This is a genomic window from Nocardia sp. NPDC050412 (genome assembly GCF_044458825.1).
In the GTDB taxonomy this organism is placed as follows: domain Bacteria; phylum Actinomycetota; class Actinomycetes; order Mycobacteriales; family Mycobacteriaceae; genus Nocardia.
Genome location: NZ_JBITIJ010000013.1, coordinates 53,778 through 78,448 on the forward strand (window position 1 = coordinate 53,778; position 24,671 = coordinate 78,448).

The 24,671-nt window shown below is 65.2% G+C and carries 22 protein-coding genes; 11 read left to right on the forward strand and 11 right to left on the reverse strand.

The genetic code is table 11. The annotated features are described in order from the left end of the window. Positions 1 to 7: 7 nt before the first annotated feature. From ACIBI6_RS31080 to ACIBI6_RS31120, 9 genes are all read right to left on the reverse strand, one after another. On the reverse strand, positions 8 to 871 hold the full coding sequence (locus ACIBI6_RS31080; protein WP_364345108.1) for a DMT family transporter: 864 nt from the start codon (positions 869 to 871) through the stop codon (positions 8 to 10). Continuing rightward, entirely contained in the window at positions 868 to 1,341 is a 474-nt protein-coding gene (smpB, locus tag ACIBI6_RS31085) for an SsrA-binding protein SmpB (protein ID WP_227996102.1), read from the reverse strand. The genes ACIBI6_RS31080 and smpB overlap by 4 nt, the downstream gene beginning before the upstream one ends. A gap of 51 nt (positions 1,342 to 1,392) precedes the next feature. Next, complete coding sequence (locus ACIBI6_RS31090) at positions 1,393 to 1,638, reverse strand: hypothetical protein (protein WP_364345111.1); 246 nt, start codon at positions 1,636 to 1,638, stop codon at positions 1,393 to 1,395. A gap of 147 nt (positions 1,639 to 1,785) precedes the next feature. After that, positions 1,786 to 3,669: a DNA helicase RecQ gene (recQ, locus tag ACIBI6_RS31095; protein WP_396958685.1), complete on the reverse strand. Its 1,884-nt coding sequence runs from the start codon at positions 3,667 to 3,669 to the stop codon at positions 1,786 to 1,788. 163 nt (positions 3,670 to 3,832) lie between these two features. After that, on the reverse strand, positions 3,833 to 4,738 hold the full coding sequence (gene ftsX, locus ACIBI6_RS31100) for a permease-like cell division protein FtsX (protein ID WP_364345115.1): 906 nt from the start codon (positions 4,736 to 4,738) through the stop codon (positions 3,833 to 3,835). Beyond that, on the reverse strand, positions 4,738 to 5,418 hold the full coding sequence (gene ftsE / locus ACIBI6_RS31105; protein WP_373864755.1) for a cell division ATP-binding protein FtsE: 681 nt from the start codon (positions 5,416 to 5,418) through the stop codon (positions 4,738 to 4,740). Before ftsE ends, ftsX begins: the two co-directional genes overlap by 1 nt. 202 nt (positions 5,419 to 5,620) lie before the next feature. Next, the gene (locus ACIBI6_RS31110; RefSeq protein WP_364345118.1) at positions 5,621 to 6,478 is read right to left on the reverse strand and encodes a mechanosensitive ion channel family protein; all 858 of its coding nucleotides are present in this window, start codon (positions 6,476 to 6,478) and stop codon (positions 5,621 to 5,623) included. Beyond that, positions 6,479 to 7,594, reverse strand: a complete 1,116-nt coding sequence (gene prfB / locus ACIBI6_RS31115) for a peptide chain release factor 2 (RefSeq protein WP_364345120.1) — start codon at positions 7,592 to 7,594, stop codon at positions 6,479 to 6,481. Between the two features lie 64 nt (positions 7,595 to 7,658). Then, positions 7,659 to 8,516, reverse strand: a complete 858-nt coding sequence (locus tag ACIBI6_RS31120) for a helix-turn-helix transcriptional regulator (protein WP_364345122.1) — start codon at positions 8,514 to 8,516, stop codon at positions 7,659 to 7,661. 129 nt (positions 8,517 to 8,645) lie between these two features. Between ACIBI6_RS31120 and ACIBI6_RS31125 the strand changes: the two genes are divergently transcribed. Together ACIBI6_RS31125 and hisN are read left to right on the forward strand one after the other, a co-directional pair. Then, positions 8,646 to 9,233 carry an NAD(P)H-dependent oxidoreductase gene (locus ACIBI6_RS31125; protein ID WP_364345124.1) on the forward strand — a complete coding sequence of 196 codons (588 nt, stop codon included), beginning with the start codon at positions 8,646 to 8,648 and terminating at the stop codon, positions 9,231 to 9,233. A gap of 93 nt (positions 9,234 to 9,326) precedes the next feature. After that, complete coding sequence (hisN, locus tag ACIBI6_RS31130; RefSeq protein ID WP_396958686.1) at positions 9,327 to 10,109, forward strand: histidinol-phosphatase; 783 nt, start codon at positions 9,327 to 9,329, stop codon at positions 10,107 to 10,109. Between the two features lie 233 nt (positions 10,110 to 10,342). Here the strand turns inward: hisN and ACIBI6_RS31135 are convergent, their stop codons facing one another. Then, on the reverse strand, positions 10,343 to 11,281 hold the full coding sequence (locus ACIBI6_RS31135) for an SMP-30/gluconolactonase/LRE family protein (RefSeq protein WP_364345128.1): 939 nt from the start codon (positions 11,279 to 11,281) through the stop codon (positions 10,343 to 10,345). Between the two features lie 300 nt (positions 11,282 to 11,581). After that, positions 11,582 to 13,126, reverse strand: coding sequence for an ArnT family glycosyltransferase (locus tag ACIBI6_RS31140; protein ID WP_396958687.1), 1,545 nt, complete (start codon positions 13,124 to 13,126; stop codon positions 11,582 to 11,584). A gap of 129 nt (positions 13,127 to 13,255) precedes the next feature. Here ACIBI6_RS31140 and ACIBI6_RS31145 point away from each other — a divergent pair, with 129 nt between their 5' ends. The 9 genes from ACIBI6_RS31145 to ACIBI6_RS31185 all read left to right on the forward strand — a co-directional run bounded on the left by ACIBI6_RS31145 (position 13,256) and on the right by ACIBI6_RS31185 (position 24,407). Further along, entirely contained in the window at positions 13,256 to 14,650 is a 1,395-nt protein-coding gene (locus tag ACIBI6_RS31145) for an acyl-CoA dehydrogenase family protein (protein WP_396958688.1), read from the forward strand. 33 nt (positions 14,651 to 14,683) lie between these two features. After that, a complete protein-coding gene (locus ACIBI6_RS31150) occupies positions 14,684 to 15,904 on the forward strand; it encodes an acyl-CoA dehydrogenase family protein (RefSeq protein ID WP_364345134.1) in 1,221 nt (406 codons plus the stop codon). 238 nt (positions 15,905 to 16,142) lie between these two features. Then, entirely contained in the window at positions 16,143 to 16,769 is a 627-nt protein-coding gene (locus ACIBI6_RS31155; protein ID WP_396958689.1) for a hypothetical protein, read from the forward strand. Between the two features lie 100 nt (positions 16,770 to 16,869). Beyond that, positions 16,870 to 17,379: a winged helix-turn-helix domain-containing protein gene (locus ACIBI6_RS31160; RefSeq protein WP_364345138.1), complete on the forward strand. Its 510-nt coding sequence runs from the start codon at positions 16,870 to 16,872 to the stop codon at positions 17,377 to 17,379. Between the two features lie 183 nt (positions 17,380 to 17,562). Continuing rightward, on the forward strand, positions 17,563 to 19,188 hold the full coding sequence (locus ACIBI6_RS31165) for an acyl-CoA synthetase (protein ID WP_364345140.1): 1,626 nt from the start codon (positions 17,563 to 17,565) through the stop codon (positions 19,186 to 19,188). A gap of 152 nt (positions 19,189 to 19,340) precedes the next feature. After that, positions 19,341 to 20,999, forward strand: a complete 1,659-nt coding sequence (locus tag ACIBI6_RS31170; protein ID WP_396958690.1) for an acyl-CoA synthetase — start codon at positions 19,341 to 19,343, stop codon at positions 20,997 to 20,999. A gap of 169 nt (positions 21,000 to 21,168) precedes the next feature. Further along, complete coding sequence (locus ACIBI6_RS31175) at positions 21,169 to 21,732, forward strand: hypothetical protein (protein WP_396958691.1); 564 nt, start codon at positions 21,169 to 21,171, stop codon at positions 21,730 to 21,732. Positions 21,733 to 22,049: 317 nt separating this feature from the next. Next, positions 22,050 to 23,495 carry a PepSY-associated TM helix domain-containing protein gene (locus ACIBI6_RS31180; protein WP_396958692.1) on the forward strand — a complete coding sequence of 482 codons (1,446 nt, stop codon included), beginning with the start codon at positions 22,050 to 22,052 and terminating at the stop codon, positions 23,493 to 23,495. Positions 23,496 to 23,705: 210 nt separating this feature from the next. Continuing rightward, on the forward strand, positions 23,706 to 24,407 hold the full coding sequence (locus tag ACIBI6_RS31185; RefSeq protein ID WP_364345148.1) for a hypothetical protein: 702 nt from the start codon (positions 23,706 to 23,708) through the stop codon (positions 24,405 to 24,407). The last annotated feature ends 264 nt before the right edge of the window (positions 24,408 to 24,671 follow it).

Sequence of the window (24,671 nt, forward strand, 5' to 3'; positions counted from 1 at the left end):
ACGGCGATCAGGCCGCCGCGATCAATCCGACCGACGCGAGCGCCAAAACCATCCCGAACTGCTGCTGTCGCCCGACCCGCTCCCCGAGTAGGACCATCGCCAGCAGGACGGTCGCGGCCGGGTACAGCGAGCCGATCACGCTGACCAGCGAGAGCAGCGAACCGTGGAATGCATACAGCAGCGCGGCATTCGCGATGGTGTCCAGCACCGCGATATAGGCCGCCAACCGCAATGGTTCACCGCGCAGCGGTCGCAACTCCCCCGCTGATAACGCGATGAGCCAGACCATCGGACTTGCGGCGCCGCGTTGGGCCAGCAGCGGCCAGACCCCGGCGCTCGCGTGAGTTTCGTGCAGGCACACGAAGGCGAGTCCGAAGGCCGCGCCCGAGCCGACGGTGAGCAGCGCGACTTTCCTGGTGAAGCGCAGCTTTCGCCCGCCGGTGATCTCTTCGGTGACGTCATCGGGCGACTCCCGGCTCACCAGGTAAACCGCGCCGAGCGCGAACACGATGCCGGCGATGGCGAGTGGACCCGGACGTTCGCCGATCAACAGACCGACCAGCACCGGAATTCCCGCGACCAACAAAGCGGTCAACGGCGACACCACCGCCATCGGGCCGCTGGCCAGCGCGGCATAGAACCACCACACCGCTAAGCCGCTCGCGACACCGGCGGCCAGTCCCCACAGCATCGATGCGGTGTCCGGGGTTCCACCGACCAGTGGTAACAGCGCGAGGACGAATAGCGTCGACATCGGATAAGAGACGACAACGACGCGCAGGGCGGTCACCCGCCGTGACGCAACACCACCGAAGAAATCACTCACGCCATAGCCGACCGCCGCCACCAGCGCCAGTAGAACAGCGGTCAACGCATGCCTTTGATCCGCCGCCCCAATTCCCGGGTGACCTCGCGCTCAGCGGTGCGCTTGGCCAGATCCTGTCGCTTGTCGTAGTCCTGCTTACCCTTGGCGAGCGCGAGCTCGACCTTGACCTTGCCGTCGGAGAAGTACATCGATAGCGGCACCAATGTCTGGTTGCCCTCACGCGACTTGCCGACCAGCCGCTCGATCTCACGCTTGTGCAGCAGTAGCTTGCGCACCCGGCGCGGCGAATGGTTGGTCCAGGTGCCGTGGCTGAACTCGGGAATGTGCAGACCCCGCAGCCAGACCTCGCCGTTGTCGACGGTCGCGAAGGCGTCCACCAGCGAGGCCTTACCCTCGCGCAGACTCTTGACCTCGGTACCGACCAGCGCGATCCCGGCCTCGTAGATGTCCAGGATCGTGTAGTTGTGCCGCGCCCGGCGGTTGGTCGCGATGACCTTGCGCCCTTGTTCCTTCATAACGGTCAACTCTAGGTGACTCGGCAACCGGATTATTCCGTGCCTGTCGCGCTAGCCACCCGGCCGGACCGCGAGATACAGCAGCAGGACCGCGATGAAGGCCGCGACCAGCAATACCGTGGTCATGCGGGGTATGCCGCGCGGGCGCAGCGGTAACGGCGGGGTGCGGCGCAGCCACACCGATTCCACCGCGGGGTCATGGGTGCCGCGCCGATGCGGCGGCGGATCACCAGGGTCCGTGGACGGCGAGCCGCCCAGGTCGGGCCCGTCGTCGGTGGGGCCATCACCGGAATGCATATCTTGCACGCTAGCCGTGAAACCGGTTCGACGCCGCGCAATTTCATTGCGATTCAGGCAATTCGGCGCGCAAATGCCTCACTGGCACCACCGATCACGAGATCGACGGCTACTACCCCGGGTCGATGGTGCGCACGCATTGCCCGATCACGCGTTGCTCACTTCTCCGGCCAATACCGCGAGTACTCCTTCGCCGTACTTGGCCAGTTTGTTCTCGCCGACACCGCCGACCGTCGCGAGTTCGGACAGGCTCTCGGGCTTGCGTGCGGCGATCTCCCGGAGCGTCGCGTCGTGGAAGACGACGTAGGCGGGTACGCCCTGCTCCTTGGACGTCGCGGCCCGCCATTCACGCAGCTTCTCGAAGACCGGCACGTCCACGGAAGCCAGGTCGGCAGCTGGAGACTTGCCCTTGGCTGCCTTGGGTGTCCTGGCCGGTTTGACCGCACGCTCCGGTTCGCGGCGCAGTAGCACTTCGCGGCCGTCGAACAACACCTCGTTGCTGGCCTCGGTGAGGATGAGCACACCGTAGTCGCCGTGCACGGCGAGTAGTCCCTGTGCGAGCAATTGCCTTATGACACCGCGCCATTCGACATCGCGCAGATCAGTGCCGATGCCGAAGACCTTCAGCTCGTGGTGATCATGCTGCAGCACTTTGGGATTCGATTTGCCGAGCAGGATATCGACGATATGGCCCGCGCCGAAGCTCTGTCCGCGTTCGCGTTTCAGCCGCAGCACCGTCGAGAGCACCTTCTGTGCGGGCACGGTGCCGTTCCAAGTTTCCGGCGCGATCAGGCAGGTATCGCAATTGCCGCACGACTGTCCCGACTGTCCAAAGTAGGCCAGTAGCTGAGTTCGCCTGCAGGACACCGTTTCACACAGCGCGAGCATGGCATCCAGATGCAACTGCAATTGCCTGCGGTGAGTGGCGTCGCCGTCGGACGAGTCGATCATCTTGCGCTGCTGCACTACGTCGGCGAGTCCGTAGACCATCCACGCGGTCGACGGCAGGCCATCACGGCCCGCTCGCCCGGTCTCCTGGTAATAGCCCTCCACCGACTTGGGCAGATCGAGATGGGCAACGAAACGCACATCGGGCTTATCGATGCCCATGCCGAAGGCGATTGTCGCGACCACGACGAGGCCGTCCTCGCGCAGGAACCGCGCTTGGTTGACCGTGCGAGTGCGCGTGTCGAGGCCCGCGTGATACGGAACCGCCTCGACGCCGTTCTCGGTGAGGAAAGCTGCGGTCTTCTCCACCGAATTGCGCGACAAGCAGTAGACGATGCCGGCGTCTCCGGCGTGCTCGGTTTTGATGAAGTCGAGCAGCTGCCGATCCGGCCGGTTCTTGGGTTCGATCCGGTACTGGATATTGGGCCGGTCGAAACTGGCGACGAAACGGCGGGCCGAGCCGAGGTCGAGCCGCTGGATGATTTCATCGCGGGTCTTCGCCGTCGCGGTCGCGGTGAGCGCGATGCGCGGCACATCCGGCCAGCGCTCGTGCAGCATCGACAGGGACAGATAGTCGGGTCGGAAGTCGTGGCCCCACTGGGAGACGCAGTGCGCCTCGTCGATGGCGAACAGCGCCACCTTGCCGCGATCCAGCAGCGCGGCGGTCGACTCCAGGCGCAAGCGCTCGGGCGCGAGATACAGCAGATCCAACTCCCCCGCGACGAACTGCGCCTCGACCATCCGCCGCTCATCCGGGAACTGCGTCGAGTTCAGGAATCCGGCGCGCACGCCGAGTGCGCTGAGTGCGTCCACCTGATCCTGCATCAATGCGATCAGTGGTGACACCACCACCCCGACGCCGGGCCGCACCAACGCGGGCACCTGATAGCACAGCGACTTACCGCCGCCGGTCGGCATGAGCACCAGCGCGTCTCCGCCGCCGACCACATGCTCGACGATCTCCCGCTGATCACCGCGGAAGCTGTCGTAGCCGAAAACCCGGCGTAGCACCTCTTGTGCCGCACCGGATTCGGCGACCGCGCCGTCGTTCGATACAGCCGCGAAAGCATCGGGGGATTCCACGCGGCCCATCCTACGAGCGCGGTCGGACAACGGAACTCCTACGTCAACGCGGATCCCAGGTGATCGGCCGAGTTGCCCACATGTGGACAACCAATTTCGATCACCGCGCGGGGGTTCCCTGACAGCCCCGCACAAGCTACATCGCGGCCGTCAGCGCGAGTTGTCAGTCCCGGACGTAGTAACGCAACGTGCCATAGGCGGTGATCGCGGCAAACACGATGCCGAGCGGCGCGATGGTCAGTGAGACCAGCGCGATGTCCTCACCCGCGAGATGCGGGAAGACATTGCTGTTGAACAGCGCACCGAGCCCACGATTCACCACCAACGGTTGCGCGAGGAACAACCCGACGACCGCCAGAATCGACCCGGCCAAGGCCGCGACCACCGCTTCCAAAAGGAACGGCAACTGCGTGTACCAACGCGTCGCACCGACCATTCGCATGATGGCGACCTCCTCGCGTCGACTGAAAGCCGCGATCTGCACCATATTCGCGATCAACAGCAACGCCGCCAACGCCTGCAACGCCGCCAACGCGAAGGCCGCGTTCCGCAGTCCGTCGAACACTCCGACCAGCCGGTCCACAGTGTCCTTGTCGTTGAGTACGCTCTGGATCCCGTCCTTACCGTTGAACGTCTGGTAGATCCGCGGGTATTGATCGGCATCGGTCATTTTCACGCGCAACGACGCGGGCAAGCGGGTGTCCTTGATCATGTCCAGCATTTCGGGCTGGTCCTTGAAGGTCACCTCGGTGGCTTCCTTCATCGCCTCGTCGCTGTTGACGAACTGGACCGAGACCACACCGTCGGTCTTCTTCAGATCCGACATCAGCTGCTGACACGGATTCAGCGAACAGTCCCGATCGCTCGCCGAAACCAGGTCGGTGAGGTAGAGCCGAATCTCGACCCGGTCCATGAAGTAGTTCTGGGTCTTATCCGCGATTCGCAGCGCGAGCAGACCGCCGCCGAGCATGGTCAGCGATACCGCGGTGGTCAGGATCATCGCGATGGTCATGGTGACATTGCGACGCAGGCCGGTGAGGACCTCGTTGAACAGGAATCCAGCGCGCATTACCGGCCCACCCCGTAGACGCCGATCGCGTCGTCGCGGATCAGACGACCCCGGTCCAGCTCCACCACTCGCTTACGCATCGCGTCGACGATGTGATTGTCGTGGGTGGCCATCACCACGGTGGTACCGATGCGGTTGATCCGCTCCAGCAGCAGCATGATGTCGCCGCTGGTGTCGGGATCGAGGTTGCCGGTCGGCTCATCGGCGAGCAGCACCAGCGGGCGGTTCACGAAGGCCCGCGCGATCGCAACGCGCTGCTGCTCACCACCGGACAATTCGTGCGGTAGCCGATCGGCCTTACCGCCGAGCCCGACCATATCGAGCACCTCGGGGACGGTCCGGTCGATGAACTGGCGCCGCTTGCCGATCACCTCCAGCGCGAACGCCACATTCTGGGCGACGGTCTTCTGCTGCAGCAGCCGGAAGTCCTGGAAGACGCAACCCATGCGCTGACGCAACTTCGGCACCTTCCGGCCGGGCAGCCGGTCGACCTGGAAGTCGGCGACCCGGATCTCGCCCGCGGTCGGGGCCTCTTCCTTGAGCAGCAGTCGCATGAAGGTCGACTTGCCCGAACCGGACGGGCCGATGATGAAGACGAATTCGCCCTTGCCCACACCGACGGTGATGTTGTCCAGCGCGGGTCGCGTCGAGGTCTGATACGACTTGGTCACGTTCCGCATAGCGATCACGGTTGGTCAGTGTAACCAGCAACCGCCGCGCAGCCACCAGCTACATCATGGTCAATGACCGGGCGTAGCCGTATTCATTACCACGGGAACGGTATTGAGTTTTTCGGGCGATGTCACGATCGGTTGATCGGGCTTGACGAACAGGTACAACACGAACGTGGCGACCCATGATGCCATCAGGATCGCCGTGGATCTACGTGGTCTCACTGATTCCCTCCCGGCGCAATGCCGCGGCGACTCGCACCCGCAACTCGCGACCGACCTCGAACTGCTTGCCTGGCAATGTTCTGGCAACCATTCGAATATTCATCTGGTCCACTGTCAGATCTTCGACGCCCATCACGCTGGGCTCGTCGAGCAGCAGCGGCTTCAATCTGCGGTCCTCGTACGCCTTTGTACCGACCTCGTGCAGGATCTCGTTGATCCTGGTGATATCGACGCTGGCCGCAACCGGAACGTCGATCGCGGCGCGCGCCCAATCCTTCGACAGATTCGTCACTTTGACGATCTGCCCGTTGGGCACGGTGATCACCTCACCATCGGCATTGCGCAGTGTGGTGATCCGCAACGTGACGTCCTCGACCGTACCCTCGGCCTGCTCCGCGGATCCAGTAACAGCGATGCGAACCACATCACCAAATCCATACTGCCGCTCGGTAATCAGGAAAAATCCGGCAAGGATATCCTGCACGATCCGCTGTGCGCCGAAGCCGAGTGCGGCGCCGAGCACGGCCGCGGGCGCGACCAGACCGGTGACCGCGAAACCCATCCGCCGCAGCACTTCCATGCCGACCAGGACATAGACGACGGTCAGCACCACCCAGGTGACCACCTGGGCCAGCGCATGCCGATGTTTGGCCGCCTCGGAACGCACCAGTGCGTCGCTGCTGCGGAACCCGGCGTCGATCCTGCGGGTGATCCGATCCCGGATAAAGGTGGCGAAACGGCTGAACAGCGTCGCGCCGAGGAGCAGCAGGACGATCTCTAGACCGGCGGACCGCAGCCAGGTGGTGAAGTCGGTGGACGTGGAGAAGGCCTGGGGTACGTCCAACTAGCTCGCCTGCTCTCGCATTCGCCAACGAATTCCGGATTCGATGAAACCATCGATATCGCCGTCGAGCACGGCAGTCGGATTGTTGACTTCGTAGTTGGTGCGCAGATCCTTGACCATCTGGTACGGATGCAGCACGTAGGAGCGCATCTGGTTGCCCCATGACGCACCCTCATTGGTCTTGAGCGCATCCATTTCGGCGCGCTCCTCCTGCCGCTTGCGTTCCAGCAGTTTGGCTTGCAGCACCCGCATGGCCGAAATCTTGTTCTGCAGCTGGGATTTCTCGTTCTGACAGGTCACGACGATGCCGGTCGGGATATGTGTGAGCCGGACCGCGGAGTCGGTGGTGTTGACGCTCTGGCCGCCGGGACCCGAGGAACGGTAGACGTCCACGCGGATCTCGCCCTCGGGAATTTCGATGTGGTCGGTGGTTTCGACCACCGGTAGCACCTCGACCTCGGCGAAGGAGGTCTGGCGGCGGCCCTGATTGTCGAACGGGCTGATGCGGACCAAGCGGTGCGTGCCCATTTCCACCGAGAGGGTGCCGTAGGCATACGGTGATTTCACCGCGAAGGTGGCGCTCTTGATGCCCGCCTCTTCGGCGTAGGAGGTGTCGTAGACCTCAACCGAGTACTTGTGCCGGTCCGCCCAGCGGATATACATGCGCATCAGCATTTCGGCCCAGTCAGCGGCGTCCACACCGCCCGCGCCGGAGCGGATATTGACCAGCGCCTCACGCTTGTCGTACTCGCCGGAGAGCAGGGTGCGGACCTCCATGGCCTCCATATCGCTGTGCAGCGTGGCCCGCTCGGCATCGGCGTCGGCGAGCGCGGCCACCCGAGCCTCGCCCTCCTCTTCCTCGGCCAATTCGTATAGAACAGACAGATCGTCGAGGCGCTGGCGCAGTTCCTCGACCCTGCGCAACTCGCTCTGAGCGTGCGACAGCTCACTGGTGACCTGCTGCGCGTGCTCCTGGTTGTTCCACAGATCGGGATCGGCGGCCTGGTGCTCGAGTTCATCGATCCGTCGACGCAGCTCCTCGACATCGAGGACCGACTCGACGGTCTTCAGTGTGGCGTCGAGTTCGGCGAGGTCAGCGGAGACGTCAGGATGCACGATGCTCAAGCCTACTGGGCGGGGTGCAGACGGTGAAACACGCGGTGCTGCGCGGGTGCCGTCCTCAGCCGGAGACGGCACGCAGCCCGCCTGGGCGGCGACCGGCGAGGGCGTCGAGGGCGGTCGCGGTGGCGTCATCGGCGGGAAGGTAGACGATGAGCTGCTGGTCGTCGTCGGCGGAGAGTTCGAGGGTTTCGTAGGTGAGCCGGAGGTTGCCCGCCTCGGGATGGGCGAGGCGGGTGGTGCCGGTGGCGGCGGCGAGGCTGGGGACGGATTCGACCCGACGGGTGAACTCGGCACCTGCGGCTACGGTGAGTTCGTCGGCCAAAGCGGCGATGTGTGGGTCGCTGCGGAACGGACCCTGTTTCAATGCGGCGACCAGTTCGTCGGCGAGGTGGTCCCAGTCCGGATAGGCGGTGCGGGCCCGCGGGTCGGTGAAGGCGAACAGAGCGAGATTGGCGCGGTGTTCGTTGTGGAGCAGTCCGATCGGCGCCATCAGGCGTTGGTATCCCTCGGTCCAGGCGAGCACCTCGCGCAGTCGGTTGACGACCAGCGCGGGCGCGGGTTCCAGGCGATCGAGGATGGCGCGGACCGCGGGACGCACCTCACGCGGCGGTTGTGCACCGCCCATGCAGCTGAATCCCGGATCAGCGCCCTTGGTGAGACGGTGCAGGTGGATGCGTTCGCTCGGCGTCAAGGCGAGGGCGTCGGCGAGTGCGGACAGCACCGGCGGTGAGGGGCGGCGGTCACGACCCTGCTCGAGGCGTGTGATGTATTCCACGCTCACGCCCGCCAGGGTTGCCAGTTCAGCGCGACGCAGGCCGGGGGTTCGACGACGCGGTCCGGTGGGCAGGCCGACCTCGGCCGGTGTCACCGCCTCGCGGCGGGTGCGCAGAAAAAGGCCCAACTCGTTGTCGCTCACTCCTCGACGGTACAAGCGCGACCGGCGCCGAGGGTGTCCCTGCCACTACCACTCTTCGTGCGGCCTTCCTGGTGTTGCCGACGGGCAGCAAATTGGGACTCGAACAATTTCCGATCGAAGGAGAACACCATGTCCTTGAAGCTCGCGGTGATCATCGGCAGCGTCCGGGAGGGACGCTTCGCGCCGACCGTGGCCAACTGGTTCGTCGAGGAGGCCGCCCGGCACGGACAATTCGAGATCGACCTGATCGATCTTGCCGAGGCCGACCTGCCATTGGCACTGCCCGCCGTTTCCCCGGCGATGAACCCCGATCCGGAACGCCCGGCCGGGATGTCCGACCTCACTAGGCGGCTCGGTGAAGCGGACGCTTTCGTCATCCTCACTCCGGACTACAACCGCAGCTACCCGGCCGCGCTGAAGGCTGCCATCGACTGGCACTTCACCCAATGGGACAGCAAGGCAATCGGTTTCGTCGGCTACAGCGGTGGGAGCGGGGGCCTGCTCGCCATCGAGCACCTGCGTCAGGTCTTCAACGAACTCAATGCTCACACCGTTCGCAATTACGTCAGCTTCCCCCGCTACTACCTGCTCTTCGATGCCGAAGGCAAGCTCCGCGAGCCGACGGAACCCGCGTCCGCCGCGCAGGCCATGCTCGACCAACTCCACTGGTGGGCAAATGCCCTCGCCGCCGCCCGCTCCGTCTCCGCTGCCGCATAGCTTGTGGTATCTCGAACAGTGCGCCGTGGGCACTGCTTTTGCGGCAGCGGGGATGCGTCTGGCGGGGCAGGGTGTGGGCGATAGGGTTCGAGGGTGACTGATTACTCCTCCGATCTCGAACTCGCCCTGCGGTTGGCCGATCAGGCCGATGGGATTACCCGTGCGCGGTTCGGGGCGTTGGATTTGCGGGTCGATTCGAAGCCGGATCTGACGCCGGTGTCGGATGCGGATCTGGCGGTGGAGAAGGCGATACGCCAGGTCCTCGGGCAGGAGCGCCCCGGGGATTCGGTGCTCGGTGAGGAGTTCGGCGGTGACGTCGAGTTCAGCGGGCGGCAGTGGGTGATCGATCCGATCGATGGCACCAAGAACTTCGTGCGGCGGGTGCCGATTTGGGCGACGTTGATCTCGCTGCTCGAAGACGGCGTTCCGGTGGTCGGTGTGGTCAGCGCCCCCGCATTGGCGCGGCGGTGGTGGGCGTCGGCCGGTTCCGGCGCCTGGGCCAGCATCGATTCCGATGCGCCGAAACCGATTTCGGTCTCCGCGGTCAGTGAGCTCGGCTCGGCGAGCCTCGCCTTCTCCAGCCTGTCGGGCTGGCGCGAACGCGGTCTGCGGGAGAAGTTCCTCGACCTCACCGACGCGGTGTGGCGGGTCCGCGGCTACGGCGACTTCTTCACCTACTGCCTGCTCGCCGAGGGCGCGGTCGATATCGCCACCGAACCCGAAGTCTCCCTGTGGGACCTGGCCGCCCTCGACATTCTCGTCCGCGAAGCAGGCGGCCGCTTCACCTCCCTCTCCGGCACCCCCGGCCCCCACAACGGCGACGCCATAGCCACCAACTCGCTACTCCACGACGCTGTCCTCACCCGCTTGAACTGAGCTTCGAGAATGTATTGGGGGCGGCAAACGAGTGGCCCCACCACCAGTGCATTCTCAGCGGCTGCTGGCGCGCCGGATGAATCATTCGTCGGGCAGCTACTGGCCGATGCGGTTGTCGATCATCCAGTGCGCGAGGCGATCACGCGGGTTGGCGATGTCGGCGGCATCGGTCGGGGGTGGCCGCGATCGTCTCTGCGGGTGCTAGCGAGTCACGTTCGGGCGCAGTCGCTTTCCTATCGCCTGGAATCGGCGGGGGTCAGGTCGATGCCTGCGGGTGGACGTAGTCGACGCAGGGTTCCGTCCATGCTTGTGACGAACAGCGCCCACCCATTACCGTCGCGAGCGATCCGCACGGAAGTGGCGCCGTCCGGTGGATTGCGTATCGGGCCGGGTTTGATCAGGCCGGTGATGATCGTGCAGCCCGCGCCGGTGGCCGGGTCGATCTGAAAGACCGCGCCTTGGATGTGGTCGGCGACGAAGAGTTGGCCCGCGCGGGTCGCTTCCATATCGTCGAGCAGCGCAACCAGATCGGGAGCACCGGCGACGACCGTCGCGTTATCGGGATCATCGAGTTGAACCCGGAAGACGCGCAGGGTCATATTGTCGGTGTAGATCGAGTTGCCGTCGGGGGCGAGCGCCAGCCCGTTGGTCCATGGCAGGTTGGACCAGGTCTCGGTGTACTCCCCCGTCGACGGCCGATACCGCGAGATGCCGGTCGGCGGGCCGGTGATGCCGATGGTGGCGAATACCAGGTCGCCGTCGGGCAATTCGAGCAGTCCGTTCGGACCGTTCAGCTCGGTGAGCAGAATCGTCACCGCATGGGTGTCGATGTCATAGCGCTGCAAGGTGCCCGGCGACTCCGCCAAACCATCGCCGGTGACGAAGTACACGGACCGTCCGACAACCCGCACGCCCGCAGGGTGATCCAGACCGGTCACCAGCTTCTCGAACTTGCCCGCGGCATCGATATGAGCCAGGTACCCGTCGAGGATTCCGGTGACATAGAAACCGCCGGACCCGTCGGTATCGAGATTCTCCAGATTGCCGACCCCGCTGACGATCGTCGAGACGTCCCACCCATCCGCACATGATCCGGACGGCGTCTGCGCCTCGGCCGTCCCCCCAGACAAGATGCCCGCCGTAATCGCCGCGGTCAGCAGCGTTGCCCTCAATCGCCGACTCCGCGGCCGTCTTGCCATGCGGCACAACCTAACAGCCGCGCTGGAATGTTGCCCGGGACGGACAGTCCGCCCCGGGCGACTCGACTCACGGAATGAACAGCGTCGCGATCATATTGAGGACCCCGGAGACGAACTGATCGACAATGCGCAGAACCATGACATCTCCTTACTCGTACAGCAGGATTCAGCCTCGACGGAAAAACGGCCGAGCACTGTGGGCGGCACCTTTGTAGATAGGCGTCGATCGTTCTTCGTTGCGGTCGGACTCGTGGATGGCCGCAACGGGACCGCTCAGGTCAGATGTTTCGCCGCAGGCCACATTTCGGACATTGGCGCTCGCGGTTTGCGGCAGATGAACAGCGGTTGGCCCTGTTCGTCGTTGTCGATGCCGAGACCGTTGTCGATGTAACCGGCGGGTTGGACTTCGGCGAAGTACCCAGTCAGGTGGTCACGATCGAGGCCGACGACGATCACCGCGGAGGCTGTGTCGCTGGGCGGGCCCCACCACCAGTAGGAGTTGTGACCGCTGTGCGGAGTCGGCAATCCGTATTCGCCACCGAACCGTTCGATCGCCCCCGCCTCGCCATAGTTGTCGGTAAGGATCGCGGTATCGGGTCCGAGCGTGGCGCGCACCTCGGCGATTCGGTGCACGAATTGCGGCCAGCCGATGGTTTCGCCCGCGTCGTAGTTGATCGCGAGGACCGGCGAATCCCTCAAGGCCGCGACGGGTAACACCGGTAGGAACAGCACCGCCGAGACGATTGCATTCACCGCGATCACCGAACCGACTGCCGCCCAACGGGCTCGCCGATCCCCCAGCCGAGCGGCGACCGGCACCGCACCGGCGGCCAACAGAATCGGATACATCCCGCCCAGGTAGTACGCCTTCCCGCCGCTGACCAGGAAAACCGCGAAAAGCACCGCATACGCGACCGGAAACGCGCGCCGACGCGGATCTCGCCACAGTCGCCAGAGCCCGAATGCCCACAGCGGCAGCAGCAATGGGCCCATCAGCCCGAATTGCGACAGCATGAACATCACCGGCGAATCCGATGTTCCGGAGGACCCGCCCGCGATCGCCCGACTCATCTCCCACTGCGGCCAGCCATTGCACCACTGCCACAACAGATATGGTAGCCAGATCACGAACGCCAACCCGACTGCCATCGGAAAGTACTTGGTGCCGAATATCTTTCGCGGGCCGACGAGAACGAGCGCAAGCGTCAGCGCCACCACCGGAAAGATCAACAGCGCCTTGTTCTGCAACCCGATCCCCACAACCAGCCCCACCCCGAGCCACCACCTACCGACACCCGAGCACCCATTCGGCGCCGCAGGAACACCCCCGCCCGCGCACCCGTCCGCCTGGGCTCTCTGCCCGAGTCGCTCAGCACCCCCCTCCGCGCCTCGCAACAACACCAGCACCAGCAGACAAACCAACACCCATGCCGCCATATCGAACGACGCGGTACTCAGCAGATGACCGATCCCCATCACCATCGCCGAACTCGCGACGGCAACCGACGCCAACACCTGCGCCCCGCGCCCGCCGCCGAGCTCGCGCGCCATCAAGCCCGCTGCGACAACGACGAATGTCGCGGCCAAGACCGACGGAAGCCGTAGCAGCAGTAACGAATCGGCATCGATTGCCGACATCGCGCGGGCCAGTAGCGGAGTCAATGGCGGCTGGTCCGGGTAGCCCCAATCCGGATGTCTGCCCGCCGCCAAAAAGTACAGCTCGTCTCGGTGATAGCCGTAGCGCGGGGCGAATGCGGTGAGTAGCGCGGCGAACAGCACAGCGACGACGCACAGCGGTCGTCCCACGACTTTGGGCACTTGTCCAGCCTGACACAGTTCGGCGGCGTATGCTGCCCCTCGACGCACTTCTTACTCTGGAGTAAGATAGCCTTACTCAGGAGTAAGATAGCTGGGAAAAGACCTCACCCACCCACCCGAGAAAAACAGGTGATGATGAGCACTCGAGACAGCGCAACGACGCGACGTCCAGACACGTCCGCGGTCGGCCTGACCCACCCCAAGCGGGACTGGATGGGCGCGGCCATGCGGGTGATGACGACCATTACCGGGTCGGAGCTCGCCGAGAAGTACAACCTGCGCAAGCCGATCGAGCGGGTCACCTACGAAGGCACCAAGACCGGTTTCCGCACCCTCGGTGCCGCCACTCGCGCATTCGGCAAGGTCGCCGGCGGCGGTGCCCCGAAACGCCTGGCGGACAACGAGTCCAAGCACAAGGACTTCTTCGATCTGACCCCGAGCGACGAGCAGCAGATGATCGTCGAGACGGTAAAGGAATTCGCCGCCGAGATCCTGCGCCCGGCCGCCTACGAGGCCGACAACGCCGCCAAGGCCCCGCGCGACCTGCTCGAGCGCGCCGCCGAACTCGGCATCACCCTGATCAATGTGCCCGAGGAGTTGGAAGGCGCGGCCGCCGAGCGCGGCGCGGTCACCAACTCGCTGGTCGCCGAGGCGCTCGCGCACGGCGACATGGGTCTGGCCCTGCCGATTCTGGCGCCGAGCGGTGTCGCGGTCGCCCTGTCCCAGTGGGGTACCGACGCACAGCAGCAGACCTACCTGCCCGCTTTCACCGGCGAGAATGTGCCACAGGCCTCGGTCGTGATCAGCGAGCCGCGGGCGCTGTTCGACCCGTTCGCCCTGCAGACAAAGGCCACCCGCTCCCCCAGCGGTTACCGCCTCAACGGTGTGAAGAGCCTGGTCCCGGCCGCCGGTGATGCCGAACTATTCATCGTGGCCGCCGAACTCGACGGCCGCCCCGCCCTGTTCATCGTGCCGTCGGACAGCCAGGGGCTGGTCATCGAGGCTGATCCGAGCATGGGTCTGCGCGCCGCCGGTCTCGGTCGCCTACTGCTCAACGATGTCGCGGTCGGCACCGACGCCATCCTCGGCGACGGCGATGCCACGGCCCGCGCCGAGGAATACGCCGATGCGGTGCGCCTGGCCCGCCTCGGCTGGGCCTCGCTGGCCATCGGTACCGGACAGGCCGTGCTCGACTACGTGATTCCGTATGTGAACGAGCGCGAGGCATTCGGCGAGCCGATCTCGCACCGTCAGGCGGTCGCGTTCATGGTCGCGAATATGGCAATCGAACTGGACGGCCTGCGCCTGGTGACCCTGCGGGGTGCCGCACGCGCGGAGCAGGGCCTTTCCTACGCCCGCGAGGCGGCACTGGCGCGCAAGCTCGCCACCGACAAGGGCATGCAGATCGGCCTCGATGGCGTGCAGTTGCTCGGCGGCCACGGCTTCACCAAGGAACACCCGGTCGAGCGCTGGTACCGCGATCTGCGGGCGATCGGCATCGCCGAAGGTGTCGTGCTCGTCTGACCGGCTGGTTCCTTACTTCCAGGAGACATCACCATGATCAATCTCGAACTCCCCAAGAAGCTGCGGGCCAGCGCCAACCAGGCCCACCAGGTCGCCCAGGAAATCTTCCGGCCGATCTCGCGCAAGTACGACCTCGGCGAACACGAGTACCCGGTCGAGCTGGACACCATGGCCGCCATGGTCGAGGGTCTCGCCGACTCCGGCACCCAGAAGATCGGCGGCGCGGCCGGTGGCCGTTCCGATTCGGACGAGCACGCCACCGAGCTGCTCGGAAACTCCAACGGCGGCAATATGTCCGCGCTGCTGAACGCGCTCGAGACCTCCTGGGGCGACGTCGGCCTGATGCTGTCGATCCCCTACCAGGGTCTGGGCAATGCGGCCATCGCGGCCGTCGCCACCGATGAGCAGCTGAAGCGCTTCGGCAAGGTGTGGGCCTCGATGGCCATCACCGAACCGTCCTTCGGTTCCGACTCGGCCGCCGTCACCACCACCGCCGTACTCGACGGCGACGAGTGGGTGCTCAACGGCGAGAAGATCTTCGTGACCGCGGGTCAGCGCTCCACCCACATCGTGGTCTGGGCCTCGGTGGACCGCAGCTTGGGCCGCGCGGCGATCAAGTCGTTCGTCGTGCCGCGCGACGCTCCCGGACTTTCGGTGGCCCGCCTCGAGCACAAGCTCGGCATCAAGGCATCCGATACCGCCGTACTGCTGTTGCAGGACTGCCGGATTCCGAAGGACAACATCCTCGGCAGTCCGGAAGTCAACGTGGAGAAGGGTTTTGCCGGGGTCATGCAGACCTTCGACAACACCCGCCCCCTAGTGGCCGCGATGGCGGTCGGTGTCGCGCGGGCGGCGCTCGAGGAGTTGCGCGCCATCCTGAAGGATGCGGGCATCGAGCCGTCCTACGACATCCCGGCCAACAACCAGCCCGCGGCCGCCGCCGAATTCCTGCGTATGGAGGCCGATTACGAGGCCGCGTACCTGCTGTCGCTGCGTGCCGCGTGGATGGCCGATAACAAGAAGCCGAACTCCTTGGAAGCCTCGATGTCCAAGGCCAAGGCGGGCCGCACGGGCACCGACATCACCCTCAAGGCCGTCGAACTCGCGGGCACCATCGGCTACTCGCAGCGCACCCTGCTCGAAAAGTGGGGCCGTGACTCCAAGATCCTCGACATCTTCGAAGGCACCCAGCAGATCCAGCAGCTCATCGTGGCCCGCCGCATCCTCGGCAAGACCAGCGCCGAGCTGAAGTGATGCCGAAATAGCAAGTGCTGCATAGGAAACCGGTGCGAACGATGCGCACCGGTTTTCTTTATTTTCTCGGCTGTGCAGCGTGCTACGACGCCGACGCACCTCGGCCCCGCGATCACGGCCACGGCGGGTTCGAGGCACCCGCCGTAAACGGTGAAGTAACGGAAGGTATCTTGGCGAGCTGAGATTCCGCGGACGAATTCCATCGAGCAGTACCAAGAACCCCAACAGGAGACTGGTTATGCACAGGCTGGGTTTGATACGTCGCTTCACCGCCGCAATCGCGGCAACCACCGCATTCGTCGCCGTCTTCGCGGGTCATGCCGCGGCCGAGCCGGCGACGATCGACTGGAGTACGGCCACGCAGCAATTGCGGAAGGCCGCCATCGGCAATCCCGCCGCCGAACAGGCAGTGGACCGGCTGCTGGCATCCGGGCAGGTCGCCACCCAGGTGGCAGTGCCCGCACAGCCGTTCCAGATCCCGGCGCAATCCGATATCGGACGCGGTGACGGGCCGGGTGTCTATGGGTCCGGCGTCGCCCTCGGTTACGACGGGTTGCGATTCGGATTCTTCGGCGGACCGGGCACGATCGCACCGGATCAGACGGGGGCCAAGCTGCAGGTCCTGTGGATCAATCTGTCCAACGGCCGCAGCGGCACCGAGGTGCTCTCCGAGCACAACGACGCCACGGTCGACACCACGATCCGCACCCGTCCGGTCGACACCGGTGGCGGCCTCATCGTCGGTGCGGTCTACGGCACTCTGTTGCACCGCTGGCCCGTCCCGGTCAGCGACGCCAACCCGGACGGTTTCCAGTACAAACTCGCAACCATCTCGGTCCCGTCCTTCGGATCGATCTACAACTGACCATCCGGCACGCGAGCCCGGCACGGATTTTCGTGCCGGGCTTTTGCATCACATCAGCTAACCATTGCCAGCAATTACGTAACTCCGTAAATTTGCGCTCGTGAGCGTGGAGGACCGACTAGCGAAGCTCGAACGCCGACTTGCGGCCCAGGACCTCATCAAGGATGGCGGCGGGCAAGCGAGTGGATCCGCCCCGCAGGGAGGGTGGGCACTGCGGCGGCTTCATGAGGAGTTCACGAATGCGGATCAGCGCAATGGCGGGGTGATGTTCGCCGGTTCGGGCTCATTACCCAGCGCGGAAGAGTTCGACTGGCAAGTCCAGTTCAGCACCGATGACATCGTCGGCTACGACTGGGACGATGCCGCCGAATGCCTCGCCGCCCTTGGTAGTCCGGTCCGCCTGCGCATTCTTCGGGAGATACTTCGGGGCAGCAGAACCGCCGCCGAACTCACAGACCTCGGTGAGGTGGGCACCTCCGGCGAGATCTACCACCACCTCCGTCAACTGGCGGCTACCGGCTGGCTCCACACCGTGGGCAGCAGCCACTTCGAAGTCCCCCCGAATCGGGTCGTCGCGCTACTCGTCGCGCTGGCTACCGCACGCAGATGATCAAGACCAGGTCGGAACTGGTGGTGGGGAGCCTCTCACCTTTCGCCGGCTCGGTTTTTGTCCAGCCCGCCCGGCTTCGGGTGTGATGTGGGTCATAGCGCTGATACGGTTGGTGAGACAGAACGGTGGTTCGAGATCGCTTGGGCGAGTGCCGACGCGAGTTGCTGGTAGAGGTGGTCGACGATGAAGTTGGCGCATGCGCTGGAGGTTGTGAAGGCATTCGGGGTGCTGCGGGCCCGCGGGGTCAGCGATCCCAAGAAGCCGCTGGAAACCTTGCGGACGGTGAAAGAATCGAAGGTCTACGGACCGCAGGCGACCTTGATCCGGCATTCGGCCCGAGTCGTGCCAAATGCGCCAGCGCTGGTGGACGAGCGCGGCGAACTGACCTACCGGCAACTCGACGAGCAGTCCACGGCCATCGCGCGCGGGCTGCGACAGGCGAATCTGACCGAAGGGTCCGTGATCGGTGTGCTGGCCCGCGACCATCGCGGCCTCATCCTGGCCATGGCCGCAGCGGGCAAGCTCGGCGTGCGGGTCGCGCTGATGAATACCGGCTTCGCCAAACCGCAGTTCGCCGAGGTCTGCGAGCGCGAGAAGGTCAAGGCAGTGCTGCACGACAGCGAATTCCTGGGCCTGCTCGACGCACTGCCGCCGAACCTGCCGCGCTACCTCACCTGGGTCGACCAGGGCACCGAATTGCCCGAGGGCGCACAGACTCTCGACGATCTCATCGCCGCCAACTCGACCGCGGACCTGCCCGCACCGTCCAAGCCGGGCGGTTTCGTCATCCTCACCAGTGGCACCACCGGCCTGCCGAAGGGCGCACCGCGCAGCAAGGTGACCCCGCTGGCCACCGCGCAGATGGTGGACCGAATCCCATTCCCGGTCAGGGGAACTCAGGTCATCGTGTCGCCGATCTTCCACAGCACCGGGCTCGGTACCTATCTGGTCGCCTCGGCGATGGGCAATAAGGTGGTGGTGCGCCGCCGCTTCGACGCCGAGGCCACGCTAAAGATGGTGGCCGATCACAAGGCCGAAATGCTGGTCGCGGTGCCGACCATGCTGCACCGGATGACCGAGCTGGCACCGGAGATCCGCGCCGAATACGACACCACCTCGCTGAAGTGCATTCTGGTCGCGGGTTCGGCGCTCGCACCGGAGTTGTGCGTCAAGGCCACGCAGATCTTCGGTCCGGTCCTCTACAACCTGTACGGCTCGACCGAATGCGCCGTGGCCACCGTCGCGAACCCGGACGATCTGGCCATCGCGCCGGGCACCGTCGGTCGCGCGCCGATCACCTGCGAAGTCCGGCTCTACGACGACAACGACAAGCAGGTCAACGCAATCAACACCACCGCGCGCATCTTCGTCCGCAGCGGTGCGCCGTTCGAGGGCTACACCGACGGCAGGCATAAGCAGATCATCGACGGCTATATGTCCAGTGGCGATGTCGGCCACTTCGACGAGCACGGACTGCTGATGGTGGACGGTCGCGACGACGACATGATCGTCTCCGGCGGCGAGAACGTCTTCCCGCAGGAGGTGGAGAACCTGCTGCTGGAGCGGCCGGACGTGTTCGACGCCGCCGTCGTCGGCGTCGACGATGTGGAATTCGGCAAGCGTCTGCGCGCCTTCGTGGTCCCCGAGAACGGTCACGCCCCCGACGGCGAGGAGATCAAGGCCTACGTCAAGGAGAATCTGGCCCGCTACAAGGTGCCGCGCGAGGTCGTCTTCCTCGACGATCTGCCCCGCAACACCACCGGGAAATTGCTGCGCCGGGTGCTCGTCGAGTACGAAGTCAAGGCTTAGACCTGGGCCGCAGCGGCACCGAGCGGGACAACTGAGATACGTGACACAGCGGGTCACAGATGCTTGCTATTGTTAGCGGCAGCACTGGATCTCGAAGTTGCGGTCCACACCACCCCGGTCCTGGTGGGGTGGACCGCGGAAGGCGTTGACGAATGTCCCTATCCCTGCCTGCGTTGAATGACTCCGTCCGGAAAGCGGGCGATCTCGCCCAGGGCGTGAATGTCATGGTCAAGCGGCGCCTGTTCAATCCGCTCCGACCCGATCACGCGGCGCGGTCCGCATTCAATGTGCTCAAATTCGGCCCGTTCGCCGGTGTCGTCATGCACGCGGCGCAGACCAGACCGGATGCGGCGGCCATCGTCGACGAGCGCGGTGAGGTGAGCTTCGGCGAACTCAACGAGCAGTCCAGCGCCCTGGCTCGCGGGCTCGAAGCCCAGGGAATCAAGCCTGGCGACGTCGTCGCGCTGCTCGCGCGCGACCATCGCGGCATGGTGCTGAGCCTGCTCGCGACCGGCAAGCTCGGCGTACGCACGGTGCTGATGAATACCGGCTTCGCGAAACCGCAATTCGCCGATGTGGCCGCGCGCGAGAACGTCAAGGCCGTACTGCACGACAGCGAATTCCTCGACCTGATGAGCGCGATCCCGTCCGAGATCCCCCGGGTGCTCACCTGGGTGGACGAGAAGGACAATGTCGACCCGGCGGTCTCGACCATCGAATCGCTGATCAAGGGCCGCTCCACCGCGCCGCCGCCCGCGCCCGCCAAGCCCGGCGGCATGGTCATCCTGACCAGCGGTACCACCGGTACGCCGAAAGGTGCGCCGCGCGACCGGGTCAGCCCGTTCGCCTCGGCCCAGTTCGTCGACCGGGTGCCGCTGCCCAATAACGGCACCATGATCATGGCCGCGCCGATCTTCCACGGCACCGGACTTTCCCAGTTCACCCTGGGGCTTGCCCTCGGCAACCGGGTGATCTTCCAGCAGCGCAGGTTCGATCCGGAGAAGACGCTGGCGAATATCCAGCGCTACCAAGCGGATTCGCTGGTCGTGGTGCCGACCATGCTGCAGCGCATACTCGATCTCGGTGACGAGGTGCTGGCCGAGTACGACCCGCGCAGCATCAAGGTGATCTTCGCGGCGGGTTCGGCCATCGCACCCGATGTGGTCACCCGCACCCTCGACTACTTCGGCGACAGCCTCTACAACCTGTACGGCTCCACCGAATGCGCGGTCATGACCGTCGCGACCCCGGAGGACCTGCGCAAAGCCCCGACCACCGCGGGCAAGGCGCCGGTCGGCATCCGGATCGTGTTGCTGGACGAGAACCGCAAGCCGATCACCGAGCCGAATGTGACCGGCACCATCTTCGTGGACAACGGTTTCGCCTTCACCGGCTACACCGACGGCCGCACCAAGGAGATCGTGGACGGCATGATGTCCAGCGGTGACGTGGGGCATTTCGACGCCGATGGCCTGCTCTACATCGACGGCCGCGACGACGACATGATCGTCTCCGGCGGCGAGAACGTCTTCCCGCTCGAGGTGGAGAACCTGATCGCCGGGCGCGACGATATCTTCGAGGCCGCCGTGGTCGGCGTGGACGATCGTGAATTCGGGAAGCGGTTGCGCGCCTTCGTCGTTCCGGGGCCGGAATCCAAGCGCGATGCGCAGGAGATCAAGGATTACGTCAAGGCGAATCTGGCGCGGTACAAGGTGCCGCGCGAGGTGATCTTCCTCGATGAGCTGCCGCGCAATGCGACCGGTAAGTTGCTGCGCAAGCCGTTGATCGAGATGGAAATCGACGCGAACTGAGTCACACTCGGGGCCGCACACCTTCGAATTCCCGGCCGCGGAATCGGTATGGGAAATCCGGAGGTGTGCGGCATTTGCATTTCTCCAGCTGGAAACTCGATACATCCCAGGGATCTCGGCCGCCGCCCGGGTGGGGACCGACGGGTAATTCGTCGGCTATCATCAGCGCGTGAGTATCGAGTTCGGCCCGGCCGCTGCGGGGCAACGCAGCGCCGTCGCGCGGGTGCGCGGCGCATGTGCCGGCTCGATCTCCGGTGCCATATCCGTTGCGGCACACGGGTGGGCGTCCGATGGGATGCCACCGGGCAGTACCACGCTCGTGCTCCTCGCCGCCGCTTGCGCCGTTGTCGGCGCACTGGTCGCCGGGCTCGCACCGCTGCGCGACACCTCGATCGGACTGATCTCGGTGCTCGTCGCAGGTCAGCTACTCGGGCACGTCACCATGGGCTGGAGTTCGGGGCATATGCATCACCTCGATGCACAGCTCACGCCCGGTATGGTGGCCGCGCACCTCGTCGCGGCCGTGCTCGCGGCGGTGGTTATCCGAGGTGCGGAGGCCGCGTATCGGATCGGTTGCGCGGTGCTCTCGCGGGTGCTGCCGATGCGGTATCACCCGCCCGCGATACCCGGGCCGGTGTCGCTGCGCCTGACGCATCGCGATCGTATTGTTCTGCGCGTATTCGCCGCGGAATCGCTGCGCACGCGCGGTCCGCCATTGGCGTTCGGTCACTGATATTCCTTACCCGGTGCACGGGTCCGGCCTGTGCGTCGTCGTTACCGCGCAACACCTTTGCGAGGCGAGATTTCACATGACCATGTGAAAGCGATTCCTCGGATGACGGTTCGCCGGTCAGCATTGCTGCCGAGTCCGGACTCGCCCAGTTTTCGCGCGACGCTTTGCTCGCCCGGCGAACGCCGGGATCCGCTGTCCGTCATGAATTTCGGCGTTTTGCCGCATTGCCGGGCGTACAGCGGATTCCGACGACCATTCTCCGATTACGAACGGCCGACGATCTGCCGGGTTCTTCCGAACTCCAGAAACGAATAGTCATGAGCATTACGGACACCAGTCCGCCGGATGCCGAATCGTCGGCTCCGGCAAAGGAAATACGGTCGCGCAACGACCTCTATCCCCTCGCGATGCGGTTGCATTTCTATGCGGGCATCTTCGTCGCACCGTTCATCCTGATCGCCGCGGTCACCGGAGCGCTCTACGCCATCTCCCCGACCCTGGAATCGATTACCTCGCACGACCTGTTGAAGGTCGAGGCGAACGGCGAGATGCGGCCGCTATCCGAACAGGTCACCGCGGCCGTCGCCACCCAGCCGAATCTGAAGCTGGTCGCGGTGGCGCCGGCCCCCGAGGCCGACGACACCACCCGCGTGCTGTTCGACGACCCGTCGCTCGGCGAGTCCGAACGGCGTGCGGTGTTCGTGAATCCGTATACCGCGCAGCCGGTCGGCAGCGATGTGGTCTACGGCAGTTCGGGTGCGCTTCCGATGCGCACTTGGATCGATAGGCTGCACCGGGATCTGCACCTGGGCGAACCGGGACGCATCTACAGCGAACTCGCCGCCTCCTGGCTGTGGGTCGTGGCGCTGGCCGGTCTGGTGCTGTGGATCCGTCGGGTGCGCGGACGCCGCAACCGCAACTCGGCCGCCTGGCTGCTGGCACCGGACGGTTCCCAAAAGGGTCGCGGTCGTTCGATGAATTGGCATGGGGCCGTTGGCATTTGGATCATGCCGGTGATCCTGCTGCTGTCGGTGACCGGGATGACCTGGTCGACCTATGCGGGTGAGAACATCACCGAACTGCGCGAGCAACTCAGCTGGACCACACCTGCCGTGAGCACCGCACTGCCGGGTGCGGCCACGCAGGAACACGCCGGAGGCGAGCACCACGGCGGCGGCCATACGCCCGCGCCGGTCGATGTACCGACCCGGATCGCGCAGCTCGACGGGGTTTATGCGGCGGCCCGCGCCAATGGCATCACCCAGGGTTGCGAGATCGCCATTCCGGCCGAGCCCGGCGGCGCATTCGCGGTGAAGGAACGGCGCATGCCCGGCACCTATACCGTCGATGCGGTCGCCGTCGACGGCGCGACCGGTACGGTCACCGCCGAACTCGCCTACGCCGACTGGCCGATCATGGCCAAGCTCACCAACTGGGGCATCCAATTCCACATGGGCCTGATGTTCGGGGTGCTCAACCAGTTGCTGCTGCTCGCGGTGATGATCGGGCTGATCGTCGTGCTGGTGCTCGGCTACCTGATGTGGTGGAAGCGGCGGCCGACCCGCGGTGCTTCGCGGTTCGCCATCGGACGCCCACCACGTCGCGGTGCATTGCGCCAGACCTCGCCATGGCTCGCGGTGCCCATCATGGCGGCCGCACTGGTTGTCGGCTGGTTCGTACCGCTGGTCGGGCTGAGCCTGGTGGCCTTCCTAGCCGTCGACATCATCGTCGGCTTGGTCATGGGCAAGCGCGCCACCGCCTAGTGCCGCGGGATGTTCCCGCACACCGATTCACTTGCCGCGCACATCATCACGCCGCCATGTCATGCGCGGCGCGGACAAAAGTGCGCGGGACGCACCAATTGAAACTGCCGGGGCGTGAGGGGCTCCGGCAGTTACCAATTCGACCTACCGAACGTCAGAGGTACGGCCGTTGTATCGCCATGCCTCGAACAGACAGGATTCACCAAGCCCATGAAGATCAATAAGTTCGCCCTGGCCGCCGCGTTCATGACGACCGCGGTGGGGATTGCCGCCGGTGCGAGTTCCGCCGAACCGATCGAGGCAGCCGACCCGATCAACTTCACCGCCCAGGCCACCGACACCCAGTCGATCATCACCACCGACTCCGGTTCGCTGATCGTCGAGGACGGCGTGCTGAAGATCAAGGCCGCCAACGGAACAACCGTCGCGGGCACGCCGCTCACCTTCCGGGTCGACGATTTCGAATTCCCGGTCGCGGCCGAAATCGCCGATAACACAGCAACTCTCACGCCGCAGCTCGACATCGCACGCGCGAGCTACAAGCCGGTCGCACTGCCGTACGAGGACAAGGCGCCCTGGAAGACCGAATACGATCGCGAACAGGCCGCCTGGTCACGCATGACCAGCACCATCGGCATGGGCGCCACCATCGGCACCCTGGTCGGCGGTATCGGCGGCGGCGCCGTCGGCTGCGTACTCGGTGGTATCGCCGGTGCAACCGTCGCCTCGGCCACCATCGTCGGCCTATTCGGTCCGTTCATCCCCGCCGCAGCCATCGGCTGCCTAGGCGGCATCGTCGCGGTCGGTGCACTCGGTGTGCTCGCCGGCCAGATCCTGGTGACCGCACCGGTCGCGATCGGTGCCTCGATCCAGTACCTCACCACGGTGAATTCGCCTTTCCAGGGGAAGTGACCAACGCTCGACCGATCAGCGCGGACCGTCGGCACCATTGCGGTTTCGACAGTCCGCACCAGGCGGTCCGTCCCCCGCGCGGCAGCCTGGGGGGGCGGACCCCACCGGCTGCCACGGACGGATGAAACAGCCCTGATCGCGTGACCGAATAATGGCCTCACCAGCTAGTCAGGTAGCGTGGTTGGTGAGGAACCGGTACGCCGTTCGGTCTGTGACGGTCAGTGCTGTGGGCCGGGATGTCGTTGCGCCCCTTGAATATTCGCG

What these genes read in the sequence shown, in the direction of transcription:
- smpB (WP_227996102.1), bottom strand. Translation starts at nt 1,341, where the DNA reads ATGAAGGAACAAGGGCGCAAGGTCATCGCGACCAACCGCCGGGCGCGG.
- ACIBI6_RS31090 (WP_364345111.1), bottom strand. Translation starts at nt 1,638, where the DNA reads ATGCATTCCGGTGATGGCCCCACCGACGACGGGCCCGACCTGGGCGGC.
- ftsX (WP_364345115.1), bottom strand. Translation starts at nt 4,738, where the DNA reads ATGCGCGCTGGATTCCTGTTCAACGAGGTCCTCACCGGCCTGCGTCGC.
- ftsE (WP_373864755.1), bottom strand. Translation starts at nt 5,418, where the DNA reads ATGCGGAACGTGACCAAGTCGTATCAGACCTCGACGCGACCCGCGCTG.
- ACIBI6_RS31125 (WP_364345124.1), top strand. Translation starts at nt 8,646, where the DNA reads ATGTCCTTGAAGCTCGCGGTGATCATCGGCAGCGTCCGGGAGGGACGC.
- ACIBI6_RS31150 (WP_364345134.1), top strand. Translation starts at nt 14,684, where the DNA reads ATGATCAATCTCGAACTCCCCAAGAAGCTGCGGGCCAGCGCCAACCAG.
- ACIBI6_RS31155 (WP_396958689.1), top strand. Translation starts at nt 16,143, where the DNA reads ATGCACAGGCTGGGTTTGATACGTCGCTTCACCGCCGCAATCGCGGCA.
- ACIBI6_RS31165 (WP_364345140.1), top strand. Translation starts at nt 17,563, where the DNA reads ATGAAGTTGGCGCATGCGCTGGAGGTTGTGAAGGCATTCGGGGTGCTG.
- ACIBI6_RS31170 (WP_396958690.1), top strand. Translation starts at nt 19,341, where the DNA reads ATGTCCCTATCCCTGCCTGCGTTGAATGACTCCGTCCGGAAAGCGGGC.
- ACIBI6_RS31180 (WP_396958692.1), top strand. Translation starts at nt 22,050, where the DNA reads ATGAGCATTACGGACACCAGTCCGCCGGATGCCGAATCGTCGGCTCCG.
- ACIBI6_RS31185 (WP_364345148.1), top strand. Translation starts at nt 23,706, where the DNA reads ATGAAGATCAATAAGTTCGCCCTGGCCGCCGCGTTCATGACGACCGCG.